Origin of the sequence: Bradyrhizobium barranii subsp. apii (assembly GCF_011516635.5) — a bacterium.
GTDB lineage: Bacteria > Pseudomonadota > Alphaproteobacteria > Rhizobiales > Xanthobacteraceae > Bradyrhizobium > Bradyrhizobium barranii.
In genome coordinates this window covers 4,904,335-4,920,303 of record NZ_CP096255.1, presented here as the reverse complement: position 1 = coordinate 4,920,303, position 15,969 = coordinate 4,904,335, and the positions used below count along the sequence as shown (strand labels likewise).

Genomic DNA, 15,969 nt, shown 5'->3' with positions numbered 1-15,969 from the left:
ATAGCGGTACGGATCAGGAACGGAGCGAACGGCCCCCTACTTTTCCTCTTCCATCGTCACGGCGACGTCCGCCTTGGCCGAGAGCCGAACCTTGTTGCCCTCGACACCGGCAACGAGGCCCTTGTCGATGAAGTGATGGTGGCCCTTGTGGCTGCCCTCGCCGCTGTCCTTCTTGGTCAGCTTGATGCGATGGCCCTCGACCTTGTCGACCGTGCCGATGTGGACGCCATCGGCGCCGATGACTTCCATATGCTCTGCGATGTTCTGCATGGTGGGTTCCTTGTTGGACCCACCCCAACGCGCGGGAGCAGAGTTCGTTGCTATCGCCATTCCGGGGCGCGCCACTTGGCGCGAGCCCGGAATGACGAAAGAGAAAGAGGCGGAGTAGCGCGACTGCTAGATCAACGGCGCGCGCGACGAGGCGTGGTGATTGACGATCTTCCAGTCGCCGTCCTCGCAGAGGATGACCCAGCTCATCTTGACCGAGAACTCCTCCCTCTCGCCGGCGAGGTCAAACGACACGATCGCGGCCATGTTGATCAGGTCCGGGCTGGCTTGCGTGGCGCGCACCTCGGAAAACACGGCGCTCGGCTGGCGCCAGCGCGGCAGGCCGTTGAAGTAGTCGGCGACGCCGTCCCTGCCCCGATAGAGTCTTGGATTCGAGCCGAAGAAGAACGCGTTCTTCGCATAGAGCGACGACAGCGCGGTCGCATCTAGCGTCGCGAAGCCGGCGCACCATTTCGCGATGATGGCGGAAACGATGGCGTCGGCTTCACTGCTCATAGGCCCAATCCCCTCAGCCCTTGGCGACTTCCTTCGCGAACGTGTCGCGCAGGCCGATGGTGCGCGAAAACACCGGCTTGCCCGGCGTCGAGTCCTTGTCGCGCACGAAATAGCCCTGACGCTCGAACTGCATCGGCTCGGTCGAATTGCTTCCCGCAACCGATGCCTCGATCCGCGCGTTGGAGAGGATCTCCAGCGACTGCGGATTGAGATCGGCCGCGAAGTTCGAGGCGTCCGGGCTCGGGTTGGCGAACAACTGGTTGTAGATGCGGATCTCCGCCGGCACCGAATTCGCCGCCGGCAGCCAGTGCATGGTCGCCTTGACCTTGCGGCCGTCGGGCGCGTTGCCGCCCTTGGTCGCGGGATCGTAGGTGCAGCGCAGCTCCACCACTTCGCCCGCGTCGTTCTTGATCACGCCGGTGCACTTGACGAAATAGGCGTAGCGCAGCCGCACCTCGTTGCCGGGCGACAGGCGGAAGAACTTCTTGGGCGGGTTCTCCATGAAGTCGTCCTGCTCGATATAGAGCTCGCGGCCGAACGTGATCTTGCGCGTGCCGGCCGAGGGATCGTCGGGATGGTTGATCGCCTCGAGCTCTTCGGTCTGCCCTTCCGGATAGTTCTCGATGACCACCTTGAGCGGCCGCAGCACGCCCATGCGCCGCTGCGACGTGCGGTTCAGCTCCTCGCGGATGCAGAACTCCAGCATACCGACGTCGACGACGCTGTTGGCCTTGGCAACGCCGATGCGCTTGACGAATTCGCGCAAGGCCGCCGGCGGCACGCCGCGGCGGCGCATCCCCGCTACAGTCGGCATGCGCGGATCGTCCCATCCGGCGACATGGCCGTCGCGGACGAGCTGGGTCAGCACGCGCTTGGACAGCAGCGTGTAGGTCAGGTTGAGCCGCGCCATTTCGTACTGGTGCGGCTTGGACGGCACCGGCAGCTTTTCGATGAACCAGTCGTAGAGCGGCCGATGGTCCTCGAACTCCAGCGTGCAGATCGAGTGCGTGATGCCCTCGATCGCGTCCGACTGGCCGTGCGCATAATCGTAGCTCGGATAAATCGACCACTTTGTGCCGGTGCGCGGATGATGCGCATGCAGGATGCGGTACAGCACGGGGTCGCGCAGGTTGATGTTGCCCGCGGACATGTCGATCTTGGCCCGCAGCACGCGCGCGCCGTTCGGGAATTCACCGGCCTTCATGCGGCGGAACAGGTCGAGATTCTCGTCCACGCTGCGGTCGCGGAACGGCGAGTTCTTGCCGGGCTCGGTCAGCGTGCCGCGCGCCAGGCGAATCTCCTCCTGGGTCTGGTCGTCGACATAGGCGAGCCCGTCGCGGATCAGCTTCTCCGCCCATTCGTACAGACGGTCGAAATAATCCGAGGCGAAGAACAGGTTCTTGCCCCAATCGAAGCCGAGCCAGTGCACGTCGGCCTGGATGGAATCGATGTATTCCTGCTCTTCCTTGACCGGGTTGGTGTCGTCGAAGCGCAGGTGGCAGCGGCCCGGAAACTCCTGGGCGATGCCAAAATTGAGTGCGATCGACTTGGCGTGGCCGATATGCAGGTAGCCGTTCGGCTCCGGCGGGAACCGGGTCACGATCTCCTGGTATTTGCCCTGATCGAGGTCGGCCTGGATGATGTCACGAATGAAATCGCGCCCAACCTCAGTCGCCACCGGTTCTGTCATTACGAAAATCCTGTAGGGAAATCAGCGGCCCTTCTGCCAAATTCGCTTGGCTGAGCCAAGAGCTTAGCGGTCCGCTGCCGGGCTTTAGTTATGCTCCGGTCCTGTTATATACCACCGCCTCCAATGCATAGGCCCTGCCAAGAATGACCGATTCCGTCGTCACCCGCTTTGCTCCCTCGCCGACCGGCTTCCTCCATATCGGAGGCGCCCGCACGGCGCTGTTCAACTGGCTCTATGCGAAGAAGCACGGCGGCAAGATGCTGCTCCGGATCGAGGACACCGACCGGGAGCGCTCCACCGAGGCTGCGATCGGCGCCATCCTCGACGGCCTCAAATGGCTGGAGCTCGGCTGGGATGGCGACGTCATCTACCAGTTCAGCCGCGCCGCGCGTCACCGCGAGGTCGCCGAGCAGCTGCTCGCCGACGGCAAGGCCTATCGCTGCTACGCGACCGCCGAGGAGCTCACCGCCATGCGCGAGAAGGCGCGCAGCGAGGGCCGCACCCGCCTCTATGACGGCCTATGGCGCGACCGTGATCCGGCGACCGCTCCGTCCGACGTCAAGCCCACCATCCGCCTGCGCGCACCGCAGACCGGCGAGACCGTGATCGAGGACCAGGTCCAGGGCCGCGTGGTCTGGCAGAACGAGAACCTCGACGACCTCGTCCTGCTGCGCGGCGATGGCAATCCGACCTACATGCTCGCTGTGGTGGTCGACGACCACGACATGGGCGTCACCCATGTCATCCGCGGCGACGACCATCTGATCAACGCCGCCCGCCAGAAGCAGATCTACGACGCCATGGGCTGGACGCTGCCGAGCATGTCCCACATCCCCCTGATCCACGGCCCGGACGGCTCAAAACTGTCGAAGCGCCACGGCGCGCTGGGCGTCGATGCCTACCGCGCCATGGGGTACCTCCCGGCCGCGCTCCGCAATTACCTCGTCCGTCTCGGCTGGAGCCATGGCGACCAGGAGATCTTTTCGACCGAGGAGATGATCGCCGCGTTCGACCTCGCCAGCGTCGGCCGCGCCGCCGCCCGCTTCGATTTCGCCAAGCTCGAAAACCTCAACGGCCACTACATCCGCCACGCCGACGATCAATCACTCGTGAAGATGTTCGAGGACGTGCTCGACCACGTCGTGCCCAGCCGCAACGAGCTTAAGGCCAAGTTAAACGACACGACGCGGGCGCAGCTTCTCAAGGCCATGCCGGCCCTGAAGGAGCGCGCCAAGACGCTGATCGAGCTGATCGACAGCGCCTATTTCATCTTCGCCGACCGGCCGCTGGAGCTCGATGCCAAGGCGGCAGCGCTGCTGACGCCCGAGAACCGCAAGCTGATCGGCCAGCTTCATTCCGCGCTGGAGAAAGTCGAGACGTGGAGTGCGGCGAATGCGGAGGCCGCGCTGCGCGCTTTTGCCGAGGAAAATAGTCTCAAGCTCGGCGCCGTCGCCCAGCCGCTGCGGGCGGCGCTGACGGGACGGTCGACATCGCCTGGTATATTTGAGGTTTTGGACGTGCTGGGACGCCAGGAAAGCCTGGGCCGGCTTAAGGACTAGGCCAAGGACTAGGCCAAGGACTAGGCCAAGGACCAGGCTACGACGTAAGTCGACCATGCGTGCGGCGATCTTGCAGCGCACACAGCAATAATATACCCATCTCACCCGTACCTTCTGGAATATCCGGCCTGCCCCACCAAGTCATTGGGGCCTTCCGGGTCCGGCCCGTTTCACCACACATCGGGGACCTCTGATGGACGCAAAAGCAAGCAATAAGACCGCCACGCTGACGGTCGGAAACAAGAACTACGATCTCCCGATCCACAGCGGCAGCGTCGGGCCTGATGTCGTCGATATCGGCAAGCTCTACGCCCAGTCCGGGCTGTTCACCTACGATCCCGGCTTCACCTCGACCGCAAGCTGCGAGTCCAAGATCACCTATATCGACGGTGACGCCGGCGTGCTGGAATACCGCGGCTATCCGATCGAGCAGCTCGCCGAGAACGGCGACTTCCTCGAGACCTGCTATCTCCTGCTCTACGGGAACCTGCCGACAGCCGCGCAGAAGAAGGATTTCGACGACCGCGTGATCCATCACACGATGGTGCACGAGCAGATGGCCCGCTTCTTCCAGGGCTTCCGCCGCGACGCCCATCCGATGGCGGTGATGGTGGCCTCCGTCGGCGCGCTCGCCGCGTTCTACCACGACTCCACCGACATCAACGATCCGAAGCAGCGCATGATCGCGTCGATGCGCATGATCGCCAAGATCCCGACGCTGGCGGCGATGGCCTACAAATACACGATCGGCCAGCCCTTCGTGTATCCGAAGAACTCGCTGAAGTTCGCCGAGAACTTCCTGCACATGTGCTTCGCCGTGCCGTGCGAGGAGTACAAGATCAACCCGGTGCTGGCTGACGCGCTGGACAAGATCTTCATCCTGCACGCCGACCACGAGCAGAACGCCTCGACCTCGACGGTGCGCATCGCCGGCTCCTCCGGCGCCAACCCGTTCGCCTGCATCGCCGCCGGCATCGCCTGCCTCTGGGGCCCGGCGCATGGCGGCGCCAACGAAGCCGCGCTCGCGATGCTCGCCGAGATCGGCTCGGTCGACAAGATTCCGGAATTCATCGCCAAGGTGAAGGACAAGAACAGCGAAGTCCGCCTGATGGGCTTCGGCCACCGCGTCTACAAGAACTACGATCCGCGCGCCAAGATCATGCAGAAGATGTGTCATGCCGTTCTCAAGGAGACCGGCCATGGCGACGATCCGATGCTGAAGGTGGCGCTCGAGCTCGAGAAGATCGCGCTCAGCGACCAGTACTTCATCGACCGCAAGCTCTACCCGAACGTCGACTTCTATTCGGGCATCACGCTGAAGGCGATGGGCTTCCCGGTCTCGATGTTCACCGTGCTGTTCGCGGTCGCCCGCACCGTCGGCTGGATCAGCCAGTGGAGCGAGATGATCGAGGACCCGCAGCAGAAGATCGGCCGTCCGCGCCAGCTCTACACGGGCGTCACCCGCCGTGACTACGTCGCGATCAAGGATCGGAAGTAAGATCGGCCTGAGGGCTTTTGGAAACGGCGCCATCCTGTGATGGCGCCGTTTTTGTTTGCGGGCGACATTTGTAGGATGGGCAAAGCGCGGCGTGCCCACCACCTCTCCGCGACCGAGCCAGAAACGGTGGGCACGCTGCGCTTTGCCCACCCTACGATATGGAGAACCCGATGCTGACCGGAAGCTGCCTCTGCGGAGGCGTTGCCTACGAGGTCGACGCGACCCCGGGCACCATCATGCACTGCCATTGCCAGACCTGCCGCAAGACGCATGGATCGGCCTTCTCCACCGTCACCAACGTGCCGCGCGACCGCTTCCGCTGGACCAAGGGCGAAGACTTGCTGCGCGGCTTCGAATCCTCGCCCGGCAAAACCCGCTATTTCTGCTCGCAATGCGGATCACACATCGTCGCCTCGCGCGAGGGCAAGAACACGGTCCTGCTGCGGATGGGCTGCCTCGATACACCGATCACAGAACGGCCCGAGATGCACATCTGGCGATCAGATTCCGCCAACTGGTACGACCCGAAGGCCGAATTACCGGAGTGGGCCGAAGGCACCGCACCAAAAGCCTGATCGGTTCTTCGCCTCATCTTGCTGCCACGCACAACAACAAGTCGGCTCATCGCGTCCGCAATCGCTTGACAGTCGAAACGCTCCGCGCGCAAATTCTTACACTAAGTAAGAATGACGACAGGGATGGAAATGCCGGAGCAGCCGAGAAGTCGGCGGCAGACGCGCGCTGCCATTTTGACTCACTTGCTCCAGTCCGGCGGCTCGTTCCGGCCGCCGCTGGCCAAGGCCGTGCGCCTGTCCGAGGCGAGCCTGTCGCGCATCCTGTTTGATCTGAAAGCCGAAGGCCTGATCGAGGAAGTGCGGCGCCCTGCCCCCTATGTCGGCGGTCCGACAGGCCTCGTGTCGCTCGATGGCTCCGTGGCGCTCGCAGCCCTTGAGCTGACCGGCCAGTGGCTCAGCGTGGGCGTTGGCGGCATGTCGGGCGAAATGCACTACACCGAGCGTGTTCCGTTGCTGAAGAAGCCGACCGTCGAGACCGTCGGCCGGGTGTTCCGCGAAGCCCTCACCTTGCTGCGCGACTGGACGCGCCGCCGCCGCATCAGTCTCGCGCAGATCGGCATCACCATTCCCGGCCTCGGCCGCCTGAGCGCCGCGGGCAATCCGATCATTCCGTGCGACGTCGAACGCATCGGCGACATGCTCGGCGGAATGTTCGCCGGCGTGCCGGTCGAGTTCACCAACTCGGTGGTCGCACACGCCACGTTTCACCGCTGCCGCACGCAGGACTATCCCTTCAGCAGCGCACATCTCTTCGTCTTCGTCGGCCAGGGCGTTGCCGGCGCCTGGATGGACGATCCGCTGGAGGCCGATGCCCCGCAGCCGGTCGAGCTCGGCCATATGGTTTTCAATGCCGACGGGCCGCGCTGCCGCTGCGGTCATCATGGCTGCGTCGAGGCCTATACGTCGCTTCCGGCCCTCGCCGAGCTCCTCGGCGTAACTGAAGCCGAATTGCTCCAGCTCGGCGGCGAATGGGTGAGCACGATCCCGCGCTCGTCGCGAATGCGCCAGGAGTTGCGCCAGCGCCTGTTCCGGCTGGGCCTTTCGATCGGCAACACGCTGAACGTGAAGCCGTGCAACGGCGTCGCGATCAGCGGCTGGCCGTCGCTTCTCTCGGAAGAGGATCGCAAAGCGGTGGTCGATGGGATCGACGCCTGCCTTCTCGGCGGGCGGAAACTGGCGCAGGTGTCGCTCGCCTTCGTGCCGCCCTCGAACGGTAACGATCCGCAAGCAGCTCTCGCCTTCGCCGCCTTTTGTCTCGCCAGCCGCGGCGGGATGCCCGCGGCTTCGACGGAGGCCGCCTGACATGCCCTGAGCCGCGTGGCTCAACGCGCCAAGAAAGTTCACACCGGGAGGAACTGCCATGCCGATCACGACAACAAGGCGCCGTCTACTCGCTGGATCTGCGGCCGCACTCGCATTACCGGCATTCGCCCGCGCGCAAGGCGCGGCCAAGCCGCGCCTCACCGCGATCTCGCAATGGTCCGCAGGCAGCGATGGCGCGGCGATCACCGCACTCGGCAAGAAGTTCGAGGAGAAAGGCGGCGTCTGGCAGCACTCGCCCGTCCCCGGCTTCACCACCGAGATGATGAACAAGCTGCGCGCCCAGATCATCGCCGGCGATCCGCCGGCCTGTTCGCAGCTGAAGGGCCCCGAGATTGCGGCCTGGTCGAAGATCGCCCCGACCGTCGATCTCGACGCCCTCGTCGCGGCCGCCGGCTATGAAAAGGTTGTCGCTCCGGACCTCGCAAAATTGCACAAGCCGGGCGGCAAGTGGATTGCGCTGCCGTTGCAGATCTACAGCACCAACATGCTGTTTCTCTCCAAGCGCGCGATGGACAAGGCCAAGGCCGACAAGGTCCCGGTCACCTGGGCCGACTTCAACGATCTCGCCGACAAGATGAAGGCGGGCGGCATCACCTACCCCATCGCCAACGGCGGCACCCGCCCCGATGACGGGCAGAAATTCGAGGCCTCTTTGGCCGGCATCAGTCCCACGGCATACCGTGCGGCCATCATGAATCTCGACAAGAAGGCCCTGGAGGGCCCCGAGATCAAGGCTGCCTTCGTCCAGGTCCGCAAGATCGCCAACTGGATGGACCCCAACGTCGGTGCCCAACCCTACGCCACCAATTTGAAGCGCTTCGTCGACGGCGACATGGGCATGATGATCATGGGCGGGTGGGCGCAGGGCGTGTTGCGTAACGCCGGTTTCAAGTTCGACGACTTCATGATCACGCCGGGCCCGAGCGACAATGGCAAACCGGTCTTCCTGTTGAATGCCGACGCCTTCATCTTCTGGCAGCGCAAGGAGCCGGATCTCCAGGCCGGTCAGACGTTGATGGCCCAGCTCGTCATGGATCCGGCGATCCAGACCATGTACTCGCAGATCACGGGATCGATCCCGGTGCGCACCGATGTCGACCTCTCCGGTGAGGGCTGGTCGGACGGTCAACGGCGGACCGCAGCCGCGCTCAAGGACGCTGTCGCCAACAATCAGGCCGTCCTGAGTCTTGCGCACAATATGGCACCGGAAAACGGCCTGACGGCCGCGATGATCGACGTGCTCACCGAGTATGTGAAGAACAAGACGATCACGCCGGAGCAGGCGGTCACCCGCCTCGCCGAGGCCGTCGAGGGTTCGCGTTGACCGACACCGTCTCCACAGCAACGCGGCCGGCGACGTCTGATCTCGTGCGCCGGCTGCCCGAATATCTGATGATCTGGGTGCCACTGCTGTTGTCGGCTGCGCATCTCATTTCGTTTTCGCTGTGGACGATCTGGATTTCGTTCACGCCCTCGACGCTTGTTCCGGTCTCCGGCTGGGTGGGTTTGCGCAACTACAACGCGGTCCTGGCATCGCGGAACTGGCAGATCGCCTTCGACAATCTGCTGCTGTTTGGCAGTGCTTTCGTGCTGCTGAGTTTGATCACCGGCCTTATGCTGGCGATCCTGCTCGATCAGCGCATTCGCGGCGAGAATGTGCTGCGGTCCATCTTCCTGTATCCGCTTGCGGTGTCGTTCGTCGTCACCGGCACGGTCTGGAGCTGGCTACTCAATCCCGGCATCGGGATCCAGAAGCTCGTCCATGATCTCGGCTGGACCACCTTCCGGTTCGACTGGCTGATCGACCGCGACATGGCGATCTGGACGATCGTGATTGCTGCGATCTGGCAATCCTCGGGCTTCGCCATGGCGCTCTTCCTCGCCGGCCTTCGCTCCGTCGATTCCGACATCATCAAGGCCGCCCAGATCGACGGCGCCGGACCGGTCCGAAGCTATTGGCGGGTCATTCTGCCGACGCTCTGGCCGATCACCATCACCGTCGTCGTCGTCCAGTTGCAGTTCGCGATCTCGGCCTTCGACCTCGTCCGTGCGCTCACCAATGGCGGGCCGGGAATCGCGACCCAGCTGCCGGCCCTTGTCGTCTACGACCTCATGTTCCAGCGCAGCCAGCTCGGCCGGGGCGCCGCGGCGGCGGTGCTCATGCTGCTCATCCTGCTCGCGGTGCTGCTGCCCTATGCGGCGTGGCGTTATGTCCAGCGAAGGCAGGCCACCCATGCGTGACCGCAGCTTCGCACCGAGCCGAATTCTGATCTATCTCGTCGTGACATTGTTCGCTGCAGCCTATCTCGCGCCACTCGTTGTTGTCGTCCTGAACTCTCTCCGCACCAACGAGGAGATCGCGCAGGGTTCGATGATCGGCTGGCCGCAACATTTGGCCTGGAGCAACTACGCCAAGGCCTGGAGCGGCTTCTGCGTCGCTGAGACCTGCGCCGGCATCCGGCCGTACATGCTGAACTCCGCGCTCGTCACCATCCCGGCGACGATTTTCTCGACCCTGCTCGGCGCTGTCGCCGGTTACGCCGTGTCGCTCTGGCGCTTTCGCGGCGATAGCTGGATCTACGGTATCGTGACCCTCGGCCTCTTCCTTCCCCAGCAGATGCGCCTGCTTCCCTGGACCATCGTGCTGCGGGACACCGGTCTCATCAACACGCTGACGGGCCTCGTGCTGATTCACACGATCCAGGGGCTCTCCTTCACCACGCTGTTCTGCCGAAACTACTATGTCGCCATTCCACACGAGTTGATCAGAGCCGCACGCATCGATGGCGCCGGGTTCTTTCGCATTTTCTGGCGCATCATCCTGCCGCTCTCGGCTCCTATTCTGATCGTCACCGTGATCTGGCAATTCACGCATATCTGGAACGAGTTCCTCTATGGCGTGACATTCACCACCGGCCAGCAGCAGCCCGTCACGGCCGCGCTCATCGCGCTCTCTGCCGCAATTGCGGACATTCCGCAGCATGGCGTGCAGAGCGCCGCGGTGATCATCGCAGCGCTGCCCACTTTGCTGATCTATCTCCTCGGCGGACGGTACTTCGTGCGCGGCCTGACCGCCGGCGCAGTGAAATGATGGGGTCGTCATGGCAACACTGAGCATTCGCACCCTGTCCAAGCGCTACGCCAATCTGGAGGTGCTGAAGGGCATCAACCTCGACATCGAGAGCGGCGAGTTCACCGTGCTGGTCGGGCCATCCGGCTGTGGCAAGTCCACCCTGCTCAACATCGTCGCCGGGCTCGATCGTCCGAGTGACGGAACGATCGAGATCGGCGGACGCGTCGTCAACGACGTCCCGCCCAAGGATCGCGACATCGCCATGGTGTTCCAGTCCTACGCGCTCTATCCGTCGATGACGGTGCGCCAGAACATCACCTTCGGCATGGAATGCCGTCACGTTCCGAAGGCGGAGCAGGAGAAGGCGCTGGCGAGTGTGGCTCGCCTCCTCCAGATCGAGCCCCTGCTCGGTCGCAAGCCGTCGCAATTGTCCGGCGGGCAACGCCAGCGCGTGGCGATGGGCCGGGCGCTGGTGCGCGATCCCCTGCTCTTCCTGTTCGACGAGCCGCTCTCCAACCTCGATGCGAAGTTGCGCGTCGAGATGCGGATGGAGATCAAGCGGCTGCACCAGCGCATCGGCGCCACCATCGTCTATGTCACCCACGATCAGATCGAGGCGATGACGATGGCAACGCGCATCGCCGTGATGCATCGGGGCGTGGTGCAGCAGTTCGCCGATCCGGACACGGTGTACCGCTATCCGGCCAATCTGTTCGTCGCCCGCTTCATGGGTTCGCCGCCGATGAACACCATGCCGGGGCGGCTCGAGGCCGATAGCGGCGGACCTGTGGCCGTAATCGGCGCGGGGCGACCCGACGAAGTTCGTCTGCGCCTGCATGGACACGACGCGGCAACATCTTATCTCGGCCGCGAGGTGGTCGTCGGGATCAGGCCGGAATGCATCGCCGAGGCCAGCCGCGTCTTTTCCGGCGAGGCGCCCGTCCTCGTCAACGCGCCGGTCGAGATGATCGAGCCGACCGGCGCCGAGACAATCGTGCTGCTGCGTCTCGGCGGCGAGACTGCGCTGGCGCGCATCACGCCGGATATCCGTCCCGCGCCCGGCGCGACCGCCACCTTCGCGCTCGACACGCGGCGCATTTGCCTGTTTGACCCCGAGACGGAGCGGCTGATCGCATGACCCGGACCATCTTTCCCAGCCTTGCCGGCCGCGTGGTGTTGATCACAGGTGGCGCCAGCGGCATCGGTGCCGCCTTCGTGCGCGCCTTCGCGACCCAGGGCGCCCGCGTCGCCTTCCTCGACATCGATGCGAGTGCCGGCGAAGCGCTGGTGCGGGACGTCGCGACCTCATCCGGCTCCGCGCCCCTGTTTGTGCCCTGCGACCTCCTCGACATCGACGCCTTGCGCGCTGCCGTGGCGCGGGTGCACGGATCGCTCGGCGATGCCGCAGTCCTCGTCAACAATGCCGCCAACGACCAGCGTCAGGTCCTGGCCGAGGTGACGCCGGCCGAATTCGACTGGACGATCGGCGTCAATCTCAAGCACGTCTTCTTTGCGGCCCAGGCGGTGGTGCCGCAGATGCAGGCGCGCGGCGGCGGCTCGATCATCAACATGTCGTCGGTGGCGTGGATCCGCGGCGCGCCGGCGCTGCCGGTCTATGCCGCGGCGAAGGCGGCGATCGTCGGCTTCACCAACTCGCTGGCCAGGTCAGTCGGCTCCGACCGCATTCGCGTCAACGCGATCGCGCCCGGCATGGTGATCACCGAGCGCCAGCGCCGGCTCTGGTTTCCGGACGAGCAGAAGATCTCCGAGCTGCGCACCCGCCAGGCCGTTCCCGATGCGGTGACGCCGGAAGACATCGCCAGCATGGTGCTGTTTCTCGCATCCGACGAGAGCCAGCGTATCACCAGCCAGTGTTTTCGGGTCGACGGCGGCCTCGCCTAGGACTGTAGGGTGGGCAAAGCGCAGCGTGCCCACCATTTCTTTCTCGGTTACGGAGAGGTTGTGTGCACGCTTTCGCTTTGCCCACCCTACGAAGCCGTCTATTGCCGCCTGCCCTTGCGCATCGTCGCGAGCACGATGTCGGCGGCGAGCACGCTCGGCGACTTGTTGCCGGTAGACATGATAGTGTCGAGCCTGGCGAAGGCTTCGACCTGTCGTTTGCGCAGCGGCGTGTCCGTGAGCAGCTCCGACAGTGCCGGCGCCAGCTTCTCCGGTACGCAGTCCTCCTGCAAGAACTCCGGAACGACATCCTCGCCGATCACGAGATTGGCGAGGATCACCGAGGAGACGCGGATCGCGCGGCGCAGGATGAAGGCTTCGATCGCGCCGACGCGATAGGCCGTCACCATCGGAATGCCGGACAGCGCGAGCTCCAGCGTCACGGTGCCGGATTTGGCCAGCGCCGCGCGCGCGGTTCGGAACGCGGCGCGCCTCTCGGTCTCGCCGACCACGATTTGCGGCTTGACCGGCCAGCTCGCGATGCCTTCGCGGATGGTGGCTTCGAGATGCGGCATGGTCGGGAGCTTCAGTTCGAAGGCGCGGCCTTCGGCCTGGAGCCGTCCGAGCGTCGCGCCAAACACGTCGAGATGGTGCCGGATCTCGCTGCGGCGGCTGCCGGGCAGCACCAGCAGAACCGGCGGCTCGACATCACGGCGCCGCTGCTCCTCCGCGTTCGGGCGCAGCGACGGCAATTGCTCGATCAGGGGATGGCCGACATAGCTGCATGGCGGCCCGCCGAGCTTGTGGTATTCCTCCGGCTCGAACGGCAGCAGGCCGAGCACGTGATCGACATAGCGGCGCATGGTGCGCGCCCGCCCGGGTCGCCAGGCCCAGAGCTGCGGCGCCACGTAGTCGACAATCGGGATCTCCGGCGTCTTCGCGCGCACGCGGCGGGCGACGCGATGGGTGAAATCGGGACTGTCGATGATGACGAGCGCGTCGGGTGCGGCCGTAGTCACGGCATCCGCGGTCTGGCGGATCAGCCGCAAAATCTTCGGCAACTGCTGGACGACCCCGGCGAAGCCGACGATCGACAGCTCCTCGATCGGAAACAGCGTCTCGAGCCCCTCACGCGCCATGGTCCGGCCGCCGACGCCCACAAACTGCACGCCGTCGCCGAGCCGCTGGCGCAACACTTTCATCAAGGCGCTGCCGAGCCGGTCGCCGGATTCCTCCGTCGCGATCAGGAAGATCTTCCGCTTGGGATCGCGGCTCTGCATCATGCCGTCAGGCCGATGACGAAGAGATATTTGGCGTCGGCGAGCGAGATCATCGCCTGCGGCTCGGCGGCGATGGTGTTGCCGGCGACGACGGCAATGCCGGCCAGTCCAGCTCGAGCGACGCCCTCCAGGGTACGCGGACCGATCGTCGGCAGGTCGAAGCGCAAATCTTGCCCGCTCTTCGGTACCTTCACCAGCACCCCGCGTCCTGTCGCAGCGCGGATGCGCCCCTCCTCGCGCAGGCGTGCCACGCGCGCGAGCAGCGCGTCGGTGCCCTCGATATCCTCGATCGCCACTACATGGCCGTCGATCACGACCGCGGCTTGGCCGATGTCGAACGGGCCGAGCGCGGTCAGCACCGCGCGGCCGCGCTCGATGTCGGCCTTGCTGTTGTCGTTCGGCCAGGCGCGGCTGATGCAGCCCTCGGGCATCAGCAGATCCGGCGCAACATCCTTGATGCCGACCATGCGAAAGCCGCCTTGCTCGAGAATGCGCCCGACGCCGGACAACAGATGATCGTCGCCGCCGCGGAAGGCGCGGATGACGTTGCCGAGCAGGCGCAGTGTCGTGACGTCGAACCTTATTTCGGACAGCGCAGGCCGCACCAATGTACCGATGAAGATCAGATCGCGGCAGCCCTCCTCGCGGAACAGCCGCATGGCACGGCCGAGCTGGCCGACCGAGATCCAGCGATGGCGGAACTGCTCCACCCGCGTCGGATCGCAGGCGCCACGCAGCGGGAACAGCACCGGCGTGATGCCGCGCGCGGCAAGCGAATCGGCGACCGCGAACGGCATGGCGCCGCCGCCGGCGACGACGCCGACCGGCGAAGAAATCTCCGAAGCCGCCGATGTCATGCCCGCGGCCATCCCGAAATCACTTCTCGATGGCGGGAAGACAGATCGGGCGATGCTTGCGCTTGCCGATGAAGTCGAGGATCTCGGCAATCGCGGGGTCTTCGCTGGCGAGCGGCTGGGCCGCCGCGAGCCGCTCGGCGAACGTGCCGGGGCCGTGGAAGAGTTTTTGGTAGAACGATTGCACAGTCGCGCGCTGCTGCTTGGTGAACTGCCGCCGCTTCATCCCGATGAGATTGAGGCCTTCCAGCGCCGCATACTGGCCGTTGGCGAGGCCGAACGGAATGATGTCGTCGCGCACGCCCGAGAGGCCGCCGACCATCACCTGCGGGCCGATGCGCGTGAGCTGATGCACCGCCGACAGGCCGCCGATATAGACGAAATCGCCTATCTCGCAGTGGCCGCCGAGCGTCGCCGAGGTCGCGAAGATCACGTTGTTGCCGACCATGCAGTCATGGCCGACATGGCTGTTGTTCATGAAGTAGCCGCCGTTGCCGACGCGCGTCAGCCCGCCGCCCTTGATGGTGCCGACATTCATCGTCGCGCCTTCGCGGATGGTGCAGCCGGAACCGACCTCCAGCCTGGTCGGCTCACCCTTGTAGCTGAGGTCCTGGGGCGCGCCGCCCAGCACCGCGAAGGGCGAGATCACGCAGCCATCGCCGATCGAGGTGTGGCCGATGACCGTGACTTGTCCGATCAGCTTGCAGTTCGCGCCGATCACGGCATTCGGACCGATGATGCAGAAGGGTCCGATCTCGGTACCCTCGCCGATCACGGCGCCGTCCGCGACCCGTGCGGTGGGATCAATCTTACTCATCAAGCAATCTGACTCATCAAGAAGGTCTGATTATGTGTTGAAGTCGCTCAGTTTTCCGGTGGTTAGCGCGACTATGCCCGATCTGTCCAGTGACGTATCATCTCGGCCTGTTTCAGGCACCGGATGAGCCGGCCGTCCTAAAGCACGATGAGATTGGGATGAATCGTCATCGCGCTTCAGGCTATCGTTCGAGCATGATCCTTTCGGAAAACCGCTGCACGCTTTTCCGGATCATGCTCTAGCTCGTCAACGCCTTCATGTGGAGCTTGAAGTCATCGTGGTCAGGGCCCTGGCAGTTCTGCTCGCACAGCTCGCGGCCGCCCCGATCGTCTCCGAGACGGTCGAGACCGGCGAACGCCGCTTCGTCGATCTCGGGACGTTCGAGTGCCGCGACATCACCCGCAGCACGGTGCTTCAGCGGGTCTGCTACGACCGCGCGCGGCGGGACCTCATCGTCGCGATCGACGGCCAATATGACCGCTATTGCGGGGTTGCGGCCGAGACGGTCGACAGCCTGCTCGGCGCGCCGTCCATGGGCCAGTTCTTCAACCGGAATATCGGACGCGAGACGGCCGGCGGCCGTTACGGCTGCGGCGCATAATCCATTTCCGCTGGCCT

General features: G+C 64.6%; 16 protein-coding genes. 10 read left to right on the top strand and 6 right to left on the bottom strand.

Annotated elements, in window-relative coordinates:
• Window positions 1-36 precede the first annotated feature (36 nt).
• The 3 genes from HAP41_RS23355 to HAP41_RS23345 all read right to left on the bottom strand — a co-directional run bounded on the left by HAP41_RS23355 (window position 37) and on the right by HAP41_RS23345 (window position 2,473).
• Window positions 37-270 carry a DUF2171 domain-containing protein gene (locus HAP41_RS23355; protein WP_028149639.1) on the bottom strand — a complete coding sequence of 78 codons (234 nt, stop codon included), beginning with the start codon at window positions 268-270 and terminating at the stop codon, window positions 37-39.
• A 126-nt stretch (window positions 271-396) separates the two neighbouring features.
• Entirely contained in the window at window positions 397-783 is a 387-nt protein-coding gene (locus HAP41_RS23350; protein ID WP_166096936.1) for a YybH family protein, read from the bottom strand.
• Window positions 784-796: 13 nt separating this feature from the next.
• Entirely contained in the window at window positions 797-2,473 is a 1,677-nt protein-coding gene (locus HAP41_RS23345; protein WP_166096937.1) for a glutamine--tRNA ligase/YqeY domain fusion protein, read from the bottom strand.
• Between the two features lie 143 nt (window positions 2,474-2,616).
• On the opposite strand from HAP41_RS23345, the gene gltX reads away from it, so the two are divergent.
• The 9 genes from gltX to HAP41_RS23300 all read left to right on the top strand — a co-directional run bounded on the left by gltX (window position 2,617) and on the right by HAP41_RS23300 (window position 12,403).
• Window positions 2,617-4,032, top strand: coding sequence for a glutamate--tRNA ligase (gene gltX / locus HAP41_RS23340; protein WP_166096938.1), 1,416 nt, complete (start codon window positions 2,617-2,619; stop codon window positions 4,030-4,032).
• Between the two features lie 193 nt (window positions 4,033-4,225).
• Window positions 4,226-5,530 (top strand): citrate synthase, encoded by a 1,305-nt coding sequence (gltA, locus tag HAP41_RS23335; RefSeq protein ID WP_071913479.1) that lies wholly within the window; start codon window positions 4,226-4,228, stop codon window positions 5,528-5,530.
• Window positions 5,531-5,700: 170 nt separating this feature from the next.
• Entirely contained in the window at window positions 5,701-6,105 is a 405-nt protein-coding gene (locus tag HAP41_RS23330; protein WP_166096939.1) for a GFA family protein, read from the top strand.
• Window positions 6,106-6,228: 123 nt separating this feature from the next.
• Window positions 6,229-7,407 (top strand): ROK family transcriptional regulator, encoded by a 1,179-nt coding sequence (locus HAP41_RS23325; RefSeq protein ID WP_175618087.1) that lies wholly within the window; start codon window positions 6,229-6,231, stop codon window positions 7,405-7,407.
• Window positions 7,408-7,465: 58 nt separating this feature from the next.
• The gene (locus tag HAP41_RS23320; RefSeq protein ID WP_166096941.1) at window positions 7,466-8,752 is read left to right on the top strand and encodes an ABC transporter substrate-binding protein; all 1,287 of its coding nucleotides are present in this window, start codon (window positions 7,466-7,468) and stop codon (window positions 8,750-8,752) included.
• Window positions 8,749-9,669 (top strand): carbohydrate ABC transporter permease, encoded by a 921-nt coding sequence (locus HAP41_RS23315; protein ID WP_166096942.1) that lies wholly within the window; start codon window positions 8,749-8,751, stop codon window positions 9,667-9,669. Before HAP41_RS23320 ends, HAP41_RS23315 begins: the two co-directional genes overlap by 4 nt.
• Entirely contained in the window at window positions 9,662-10,519 is an 858-nt protein-coding gene (locus HAP41_RS23310) for a carbohydrate ABC transporter permease (protein WP_014494951.1), read from the top strand. Before HAP41_RS23315 ends, HAP41_RS23310 begins: the two co-directional genes overlap by 8 nt.
• Before the next feature lie 10 nt (window positions 10,520-10,529).
• Window positions 10,530-11,639, top strand: a complete 1,110-nt coding sequence (locus tag HAP41_RS23305; RefSeq protein WP_166096943.1) for an ABC transporter ATP-binding protein — start codon at window positions 10,530-10,532, stop codon at window positions 11,637-11,639.
• Window positions 11,636-12,403: an SDR family NAD(P)-dependent oxidoreductase gene (locus tag HAP41_RS23300; RefSeq protein WP_166096944.1), complete on the top strand. Its 768-nt coding sequence runs from the start codon at window positions 11,636-11,638 to the stop codon at window positions 12,401-12,403. The genes HAP41_RS23305 and HAP41_RS23300 overlap by 4 nt, the downstream gene beginning before the upstream one ends.
• Before the next feature lie 98 nt (window positions 12,404-12,501).
• Here HAP41_RS23300 and lpxB read toward each other — a convergent pair whose 3' ends face one another.
• The 3 genes from lpxB to lpxA are packed head-to-tail and all read right to left on the bottom strand — an operon-like array spanning window position 12,502 to window position 15,351.
• A complete protein-coding gene (gene lpxB / locus HAP41_RS23295; protein WP_166096945.1) occupies window positions 12,502-13,683 on the bottom strand; it encodes a lipid-A-disaccharide synthase in 1,182 nt (393 codons plus the stop codon).
• The gene (locus HAP41_RS23290; RefSeq protein WP_049807903.1) at window positions 13,680-14,537 is read right to left on the bottom strand and encodes an LpxI family protein; all 858 of its coding nucleotides are present in this window, start codon (window positions 14,535-14,537) and stop codon (window positions 13,680-13,682) included. The genes lpxB and HAP41_RS23290 overlap by 4 nt, the downstream gene beginning before the upstream one ends.
• A 19-nt stretch (window positions 14,538-14,556) precedes the next feature.
• The gene (gene lpxA / locus HAP41_RS23285) at window positions 14,557-15,351 is read right to left on the bottom strand and encodes an acyl-ACP--UDP-N-acetylglucosamine O-acyltransferase (protein ID WP_166096946.1); all 795 of its coding nucleotides are present in this window, start codon (window positions 15,349-15,351) and stop codon (window positions 14,557-14,559) included.
• 277 nt (window positions 15,352-15,628) lie between these two features.
• Here lpxA and HAP41_RS23280 point away from each other — a divergent pair, with 277 nt between their 5' ends.
• Window positions 15,629-15,952, top strand: coding sequence for a KTSC domain-containing protein (locus HAP41_RS23280; protein WP_166096947.1), 324 nt, complete (start codon window positions 15,629-15,631; stop codon window positions 15,950-15,952).
• Window positions 15,953-15,969: the final 17 nt, after the last annotated feature.

Bases quoted from the DNA above. Each gene is read 5' to 3' on its own strand.
- HAP41_RS23355 (WP_028149639.1), bottom strand. From the start codon at position 270: ATGCAGAACATCGCAGAGCATATGGAAGTCATCGGCGCCGATGGCGTC.
- HAP41_RS23350 (WP_166096936.1), bottom strand. From the start codon at position 783: ATGAGCAGTGAAGCCGACGCCATCGTTTCCGCCATCATCGCGAAATGG.
- HAP41_RS23345 (WP_166096937.1), bottom strand. From the start codon at position 2,473: ATGACAGAACCGGTGGCGACTGAGGTTGGGCGCGATTTCATTCGTGAC.
- gltX (WP_166096938.1), top strand. From the start codon at position 2,617: ATGACCGATTCCGTCGTCACCCGCTTTGCTCCCTCGCCGACCGGCTTC.
- gltA (WP_071913479.1), top strand. From the start codon at position 4,226: ATGGACGCAAAAGCAAGCAATAAGACCGCCACGCTGACGGTCGGAAAC.
- HAP41_RS23330 (WP_166096939.1), top strand. From the start codon at position 5,701: ATGCTGACCGGAAGCTGCCTCTGCGGAGGCGTTGCCTACGAGGTCGAC.
- HAP41_RS23325 (WP_175618087.1), top strand. From the start codon at position 6,229: ATGGAAATGCCGGAGCAGCCGAGAAGTCGGCGGCAGACGCGCGCTGCC.
- HAP41_RS23320 (WP_166096941.1), top strand. From the start codon at position 7,466: ATGCCGATCACGACAACAAGGCGCCGTCTACTCGCTGGATCTGCGGCC.
- HAP41_RS23310 (WP_014494951.1), top strand. From the start codon at position 9,662: ATGCGTGACCGCAGCTTCGCACCGAGCCGAATTCTGATCTATCTCGTC.
- HAP41_RS23305 (WP_166096943.1), top strand. From the start codon at position 10,530: ATGGCAACACTGAGCATTCGCACCCTGTCCAAGCGCTACGCCAATCTG.
- HAP41_RS23300 (WP_166096944.1), top strand. From the start codon at position 11,636: ATGACCCGGACCATCTTTCCCAGCCTTGCCGGCCGCGTGGTGTTGATC.
- lpxB (WP_166096945.1), bottom strand. From the start codon at position 13,683: ATGATGCAGAGCCGCGATCCCAAGCGGAAGATCTTCCTGATCGCGACG.
- HAP41_RS23290 (WP_049807903.1), bottom strand. From the start codon at position 14,537: ATGACATCGGCGGCTTCGGAGATTTCTTCGCCGGTCGGCGTCGTCGCC.
- lpxA (WP_166096946.1), bottom strand. From the start codon at position 15,351: ATGAGTAAGATTGATCCCACCGCACGGGTCGCGGACGGCGCCGTGATC.